Origin of the sequence: Streptococcus sp. 400_SSPC (assembly GCF_001072745.1) — a bacterium.
GTDB lineage: Bacteria > Bacillota > Bacilli > Lactobacillales > Streptococcaceae > Streptococcus > Streptococcus xiaochunlingii.
The window spans coordinates 26,971-33,503 of record NZ_JVIQ01000047.1 but is presented as its reverse complement, the minus strand read 5'-3'; the positions used below and the strand labels follow the sequence as shown (position 1 = coordinate 33,503).

Here is a 6,533-nt window from a genome sequence, read left to right as displayed (position 1 = left end):
ATTCTGCGTCAAACTTCCTATTTTGACTTTATCCGCAGACGCCCTTTGTATCTTAATAAGTCATGGAACTTCTTCGAAGTTCGCTGACGTCCGTACTCACCTAAGGAAAGTTTCTGAGAAGATGTTGAATGAAAAGAATTTTTTCAATACCTTTCGATGCTCAGACAGCTGTCGATAGGGTAACAAAAAAGCCTTTCAGATGATAATCTGAAAGGCTTTTGTTTTTAGTTTCATTACAAGTCTTCATCGGAGACGCTGAAGGTATCTCCGTGTTCAAAGTCGCCGTATTGGTAGCCCCGTTTGAACCAGCGCATGCGTTGTTCAGACGTCCCGTGGGTGAAGCTATCAGGGACGGAATAACCATAGGCTTGTTCTTGAAGGGTATCATCTCCCACGGCGTGTGCAGCATTAAGCGCTTCTTCAATATCGCCTGTATCCATGAGCCCTTGCTCTTCAATATAGCGCGCCCACATACCCGCATAATAGTCAGCTTGAAGTTCCAAACGGACATTGAGGGCATTTTTTTCTGTCTCGCTTTTTCCTCGGATGGCTTGCTGGTAGCTTTGAAGAGTCCCCAGTTCGTTTTGAATGTGGTGACCGACTTCGTGAGCGATGACATAAGCCATGGCAAAATCTCCGCTAGCCTTATATTTGGTGGTCAACTCTTTGTAGAAGCTGATATCCAAATAGATCTTTTGGTCTGTCGGACAGTAGAAGGGACCTGCAGATGCTTGACCTACACCACAGCCAGTACGAGTTTGGCCGGTATAAAAAACCAGGGTGGGCTTGTGATAGGTCCGCCCGTCTTTTTGGAAGGTTTGCCCCCAGAAATCCTCAGTGGTTCCAAGGACTTGACTGACGAATTTGCTATCTCCATCACTCACCTGGGTATTACTTTGGCGCGTGACTTGTCCTGAGTTGTAGTTCTGTGTGGTCTGCCCCTGGTCAAAGAGCCCGCTTAATCCAGCGCCCCCGCTCAAAAAGATGAGAACGAGGATCAAGATCAGTTTGCTCTTAAAGCTTCCAGGCGAGAGGAGGATCTGTAAAATACCACCCCCTAAATTCCCACCAGACCGGCCAGATGAGTAGCTCCCGCCACTTTGCCCGCGACGGTCTTCAATGTTTTTACTTTCTTTCAGATGATCGCTTTTCATAATTTCTCCTTTATCCTCTATATTGTATCAAATCATAGAGAAAAGCCAAATAAAATGCGCTCCCTTAGAGTAGAAGAGCTTGTCAAATAGTGGAAAACTTGCTATAATAGTGTGAATGGAGGCGTTATGGCATTAAAAAAAGCAAGTCTAGCGTGTACGGTTTGTGGGTCACGCAACTACTCAATCAAGTTGAGTGCGACGCCAAAACCAAAACGTCTAGAAGTTAATAAGTTTTGTAAACATTGTAGTAAATATACAATTCATAAAGAAACCAGATAGGAGAATGTTGTGAAATTTTTTAAAGATATTTTTGTCTTGCTTAAAAACACGACTTGGCCAAATCGCAAGGAAAGATGGAAAAATTTTATCTCAGTGATAGAGTACACCGCTTTTTTTGTAGCTTTGATTTATTTGTTTGACCAAGTAGTGGCTAAAGGTATTTTAAAGCTAATCGATATGTTCTAAAAAAGAAACAAATCTGCGTCCCATGTGGATGCTTTTTTCTTGCCTTGGTGAAGAAAAACAAGAGAAACTTCTTTGCTTTCTCTGGTTTTATGTTATAATGGAGCTAGGAAAACAAGAGCCAGAAGGCTTTTTTTAGTATCGTGATGAAACGATCACCTTTTGGTATATAAGAAAGGAAATAAAAATGGATAGTTTTGACAAAGGCTGGTTTGTCCTACAGACCTACTCAGGATATGAAAACAAAGTGAAGGAAAACCTTCTTCAACGCGCACAAACATATAACATGTTGGAAAACATCTTGCGTGTAGAAATTCCTACTCAAACTGTGCAAATCGAGAAGAACGGGAAGACAAAAGAAATCGAAGAAAATCGCTTCCCGGGTTATGTCTTGGTCGAAATGGTCATGACCGATGAAGCTTGGTTTGTCGTTCGGAACACACCAAACGTAACTGGATTTGTTGGATCACACGGGAACCGTTCAAAACCAACTCCACTTTTGGAAGACGAAATCCGCAACATCTTGATTTCGATGGGACAAACAGTTCAAGATTTCAACATTGATGTGAAGGTTGGAGATACTGTACGCATTATCGATGGGGCCTTTGCAGATTACACTGGTAAGATCACAGAAATCGATAACAACAAGGTGAAAATGATCATCACCATGTTTGGAAATGACACTGTGGCAGAAGTCAACCTCAATCAAATCGCAGAATTGTAATAGAGGAAAAAAGGGGCCTTCCCCTTGATAGAAAGAAATCCTCCAAGACACTGGTCTTGGAGGATTTGTGTTTGTTGAAAAGAGATTTTTATGCAGGTTCAGAGACTTGGAAGACTGTTTCTTTGTCAAAACCGACAGAGTAGTCTTTCCCGTCTTCACCTTTCCAAGTAAAGATAGTCGCGTAGCCAAAGACGAAAACAGTTTCTGGACGGCCGTGTTTTTCAATGACTTCTTTAGCTGTCATTCCAGGTTGAATATCCTTGAGATTCGTAACCTTTTTAGAGTTAGGCAAGGTGGCAATTTTGTTAGTGGCTTGACCTTTTTCATTAAAATCAATTAAGATAGCAGAGCCATCTCCATGCCAGTAACCATCATTACCAGAAGAGGAATCAGTAGGACCTAACTTGCTGATCGCTTCATCTTTTGTAGTAGGGGCAAGGGCTTCATTACCAACGAGGATTTCCACTTTAATTTCTTTGAAGGCAGCCCATTTTGGCATTTCAGGGATATCACCGATGGCTTCCAGTGACTCTCCTTGGTCCATCAAGCTCATTGTATAGTTAGGATCCTCGCGCGTGTTAGAATCTGAAGAGCTATAAGAATCATCCTTATCGAAGCCTGATGAAAAATCCTTTTTGATGGTTGACTTTTTAGAATATGAACTTCTAGAACTCTTAGAACTTTTAGAGGTTTTTTTAGAACTGCTAACAAGGGGCTTTCTTTGGTGAGTCTCTGGTGCAGCAGGTTGGCAAGCAGCCAGCATGGCCAAAGAGAGGATGCTGAGAGCATATAGGGTAACTTTTTTCATAATCATCTTTTCCTTTCATGAGTGGATAACAGAATCGCTCGCAAAGGAGCGATGGTGCAGTCCAATCAAGTGATGGTATTAAAAAAAGCCCATTGTTGGGCTCATTGATATTTGTTTGTGAAGGCGGTAGACGGATTTGAACCGACGATCAAGCTTTTGCAGAGCCGTGCCTTACCACTTGGCTATACCGCCACAACATATTCTATTTTATCTTAAAAATCAGATAAGGTCAAGAAAAAATTTCGGACAAAAGGCTTATGAAAGGGAAAGAATGAGAATCGTGTAGAAAAACATAAAGAAAGGAGAAAAAAGACCTGAAGAAAAGCAGGAAAGTCTAGGAATTTCTCTCAAATGACTTGCAAAAAGCTTCTAAATCTGCTATACTGATAAAGTTGCGTAAAGCAATAAATACTCATCCCGGAACCATTGTGGCACCGTTGCCCTTGTGGTCGTGTTGCAAGCTGACGTCTGGGAGAGGAGAAAAAACAAAAAGGAGAATTTACTCATGGCAGTAATTTCAATGAAACAACTTCTTGAGGCTGGTGTACACTTTGGTCACCAAACTCGTCGCTGGAACCCTAAGATGGCTAAGTACATCTTCACTGAGCGTAACGGAATCCACGTTATCGACTTGCAACAAACTGTAAAATACGCTGACCAAGCATATGACTTTATGCGTGATGCTGCTGCAAACGACGCAGTTGTATTGTTTGTTGGTACTAAGAAACAAGCTGCTGAAGCTGTTGCTGAAGAAGCTGTTCGTTCAGGTCAATACTACATCAACCACCGTTGGTTGGGTGGAACCCTTACTAACTGGGGAACAATCCAAAAACGTATCGCTCGTTTGAAAGAAATCAAACGCATGGAAGAAGAAGGAATCTTCGACGTTCTTCCTAAGAAAGAAGTTGCACTTCTTAACAAACAACGCGCTCGTCTTGAAAAATTCTTGGGTGGTATCGAAGATATGCCTCGTATCCCAGACGTAATGTATGTTGTGGATCCACACAAAGAGCAAATCGCTGTTAAAGAAGCTAAGAAATTGGGTATCCCAGTTGTAGCGATGGTCGACACAAACACTGACCCAGACGATATCGATGTAATCATCCCAGCTAACGATGATGCTATCCGCGCTGTTAAATTGATCACTGCGAAAATGGCTGATGCTGTTATCGAAGGACGTCAAGGTGAAGATGCAGTTGCATCAGTTGAAGCTGAATTGGCAGCAACTGAAACTCAAGCAGATTCAATCGAAGAAATCGTTGAAGTTGTAGAAGGCGACAACGCTTAATTCATAATCGTAATTACCTAGGAGGGCGGGGCTTAGCCCGGCTCTCCTATTTTTAAAAAAATATAGGAGAATCAAAATGGCAGAAATTACAGCTAAACTTGTTAAAGAGTTGCGTGAAAAATCTGGTGCTGGTGTCATGGACGCTAAGAAAGCCTTGGTTGAGGTTGAAGGTGACATCGAAAAAGCAATCGAATTGCTTCGCGAAAAAGGTATGGCTAAGGCAGCTAAGAAAGCTGACCGTGTTGCCGCTGAAGGTTTGACTGGTGTTTATGTGAACGGTAACGTTGCAGCAGTAGTTGAAGTAAATGCTGAAACTGACTTCGTTGCGAAAAACGCTCAATTCGTTGAGTTGGTAAACGCAACAGCGAAAGTCATCGCTGAAGGTAAACCAGCTAACAACGAAGAAGCTCTTGCTTTGACAATGCCTTCAGGTGAAACTCTTGAAGCAGCATACGTATCTGCAACTGCTACAATCGGAGAAAAAATCTCATTCCGTCGTTTTGCTTTGCTTGAAAAAACAGACGCACAACACTTCGGTGCATACCAACACAACGGTGGACGTATCGGTGTTATCTCTGTTGTCGAAGGTGGAGACGAAGCACTTGCTAAACAAGTCTCAATGCACATCGCTGCAATGAAACCAACTGTTCTTTCATACAAAGAATTGGATGAGCAATTCGTGAAAGATGAGTTGGCACAATTGAACCACGTGATCGACCAAGACAACGAAAGCCGTGCAATGGTTGGTAAACCAGCTCTTCCACACTTGAAGTATGGTTCTAAAGCTCAATTGACTGACGAAGTGGTTGCTCAAGCTGAAGAAGATATCAAAGCAGAATTGGCAGCAGAAGGCAAACCAGAAAAAATCTGGGATAAAATCATTCCAGGTAAAATGGATCGCTTCTTCTTGGACAACACGAAAGTTGACCAAGCCTACACTCTTCTTGCACAAGTTTACATCATGGATGACAGCAAGACAGTGGAAGCTTACCTTGAATCAGTAAATGCTTCAGTTGCTGAATTCGTTCGCTTTGAAGTTGGTGAAGGTATTGAAAAAGCTTCAAATGACTTTGAAGCAGAAGTTGCAGCTACAATGGCAGCAGCTCTTAACAACTAAGAATAAAAAAAAAGAGGTTTCGATGGAAACCTCTTTTTTGCAAGATAAAGTCATCTAAATAACTTTCCTTAGGTGAGTACGGACGTCAGCGAACTTCTATGAAGTTCCATGACTTAGTTTTGAACCTAAAGTTTCAAAACTACCGAGTGCCTGAAAAAAATTGTATTTCAGGCACTTTTCTCACAGCGGAAAGTTTTTTAATCTGCTTCAGTGACCCAAAATAATAGAAGTTATATATCTGAAAAATCATCTAGCTATTTCATGTAAAAATAGTTTGTCTATATTCTAAAAGGACTGAAACAGCTGTTTCAGTCCTTTTTGTGATTAATGCGCAAAGGTATCTAGTCCAAAGAGGAGCGAGAGAGAGCCCATGATGAGACCTGCTAGGACAACTCCCAGCATAACAGCAAGGACACTTCGTTTGAAGTCCCAATCTAGAATAGAGGCGGCGAGGGTTCCAGTCCAAGCTCCAGTTCCTGGCAAGGGAATGCCGACGAACAAGAGTAGGGCCCAAAAGATTCCCTTATCCCCTGCAGCTTCTTCTAATTTTTGTCCTCCACGATGGCCTTTGTTGAGACACCAAGTGAAAAAGTTCCCGATAACAGGCTTATCTTTCCCCCATTCCAGGATATGGCGAGCGAAAAAGAAGATAATAGGGACAGGAAGCATGTTGCCAATGACCCCAATCAGGAGAGCTTGCCAAAGAGGAATTCCACTAGATATGGCGTAGGGAACGGCTCCACGAAGTTCTACCAGAGGAATCATGGAGATCAAAAAAGTAATAATGTAGTTCATGTGTTATCCTTTCAATTCATCCTTTCCATTCTACCTTATCTTATATAAATTCACAACTATTCAAGTTGAAAATCTAGTATTTCAGAATTAAAAAACGAAGAATATTATCTATTCTCTACAAATTATAGTTCTTTTTGATCAAACTAAAGACTGTCCATTACATCCCTTGTTTAACCTTTATTATT

General features: G+C 41.7%; 8 protein-coding genes and 1 tRNA gene. 5 read left to right on the top strand and 4 right to left on the bottom strand.

All coding sequences use genetic code 11. From position 1 onward, the window contains the following. Positions 1 to 233 precede the first annotated feature (233 nt). Positions 234 to 1,154: a KPN_02809 family neutral zinc metallopeptidase gene (locus ADH49_RS06150; RefSeq protein ID WP_048690768.1), complete on the bottom strand. Its 921-nt coding sequence runs from the start codon at positions 1,152 to 1,154 to the stop codon at positions 234 to 236. Between the two features lie 126 nt (positions 1,155 to 1,280). On the opposite strand from ADH49_RS06150, the gene rpmG reads away from it, so the two are divergent. The 3 genes from rpmG to nusG all read left to right on the top strand — a co-directional run bounded on the left by rpmG (position 1,281) and on the right by nusG (position 2,340). Continuing rightward, positions 1,281 to 1,433: a 50S ribosomal protein L33 gene (gene rpmG, locus ADH49_RS09780; RefSeq protein WP_006595433.1), complete on the top strand. Its 153-nt coding sequence runs from the start codon at positions 1,281 to 1,283 to the stop codon at positions 1,431 to 1,433. Between the two features lie 9 nt (positions 1,434 to 1,442). Beyond that, positions 1,443 to 1,619 (top strand): preprotein translocase subunit SecE, encoded by a 177-nt coding sequence (secE, locus tag ADH49_RS06145; RefSeq protein WP_006595434.1) that lies wholly within the window; start codon positions 1,443 to 1,445, stop codon positions 1,617 to 1,619. A 184-nt stretch (positions 1,620 to 1,803) separates the two neighbouring features. Then, the gene (gene nusG, locus ADH49_RS06140; protein WP_006595435.1) at positions 1,804 to 2,340 is read left to right on the top strand and encodes a transcription termination/antitermination protein NusG; all 537 of its coding nucleotides are present in this window, start codon (positions 1,804 to 1,806) and stop codon (positions 2,338 to 2,340) included. A gap of 88 nt (positions 2,341 to 2,428) precedes the next feature. Here the strand turns inward: nusG and ADH49_RS06135 are convergent, their stop codons facing one another. Both ADH49_RS06135 and ADH49_RS06130 read right to left on the bottom strand, forming a co-directional pair. After that, on the bottom strand, positions 2,429 to 3,148 hold the full coding sequence (locus tag ADH49_RS06135) for a hypothetical protein (RefSeq protein ID WP_048690765.1): 720 nt from the start codon (positions 3,146 to 3,148) through the stop codon (positions 2,429 to 2,431). A gap of 121 nt (positions 3,149 to 3,269) precedes the next feature. Beyond that, a tRNA-Cys gene (locus tag ADH49_RS06130) sits at positions 3,270 to 3,340 on the bottom strand. A 313-nt stretch (positions 3,341 to 3,653) separates the two neighbouring features. Here ADH49_RS06130 and rpsB point away from each other — a divergent pair. Both rpsB and tsf read left to right on the top strand, forming a co-directional pair. Next, positions 3,654 to 4,436: a 30S ribosomal protein S2 gene (gene rpsB / locus ADH49_RS06125; protein ID WP_042507486.1), complete on the top strand. Its 783-nt coding sequence runs from the start codon at positions 3,654 to 3,656 to the stop codon at positions 4,434 to 4,436. Between the two features lie 76 nt (positions 4,437 to 4,512). Next, entirely contained in the window at positions 4,513 to 5,553 is a 1,041-nt protein-coding gene (gene tsf, locus ADH49_RS06120; RefSeq protein WP_048690763.1) for a translation elongation factor Ts, read from the top strand. 324 nt (positions 5,554 to 5,877) lie between these two features. On the opposite strand, the gene ADH49_RS06115 is transcribed toward tsf, so the two are convergent. Then, a complete protein-coding gene (locus ADH49_RS06115; protein ID WP_048690761.1) occupies positions 5,878 to 6,348 on the bottom strand; it encodes a COG2426 family protein in 471 nt (156 codons plus the stop codon). Positions 6,349 to 6,533 lie beyond the last annotated feature (185 nt).

Excerpts from the sequence above, each read along its gene's own strand:
- ADH49_RS06135 (WP_048690765.1), bottom strand. The coding sequence starts at position 3,148 with ATGAAAAAAGTTACCCTATATGCTCTCAGCATCCTCTCTTTGGCCATG.
- tsf (WP_048690763.1), top strand. The coding sequence starts at position 4,513 with ATGGCAGAAATTACAGCTAAACTTGTTAAAGAGTTGCGTGAAAAATCT.
- ADH49_RS06150 (WP_048690768.1), bottom strand. The coding sequence starts at position 1,154 with ATGAAAAGCGATCATCTGAAAGAAAGTAAAAACATTGAAGACCGTCGC.
- rpmG (WP_006595433.1), top strand. The coding sequence starts at position 1,281 with ATGGCATTAAAAAAAGCAAGTCTAGCGTGTACGGTTTGTGGGTCACGC.
- rpsB (WP_042507486.1), top strand. The coding sequence starts at position 3,654 with ATGGCAGTAATTTCAATGAAACAACTTCTTGAGGCTGGTGTACACTTT.
- ADH49_RS06115 (WP_048690761.1), bottom strand. The coding sequence starts at position 6,348 with ATGAACTACATTATTACTTTTTTGATCTCCATGATTCCTCTGGTAGAA.
- nusG (WP_006595435.1), top strand. The coding sequence starts at position 1,804 with ATGGATAGTTTTGACAAAGGCTGGTTTGTCCTACAGACCTACTCAGGA.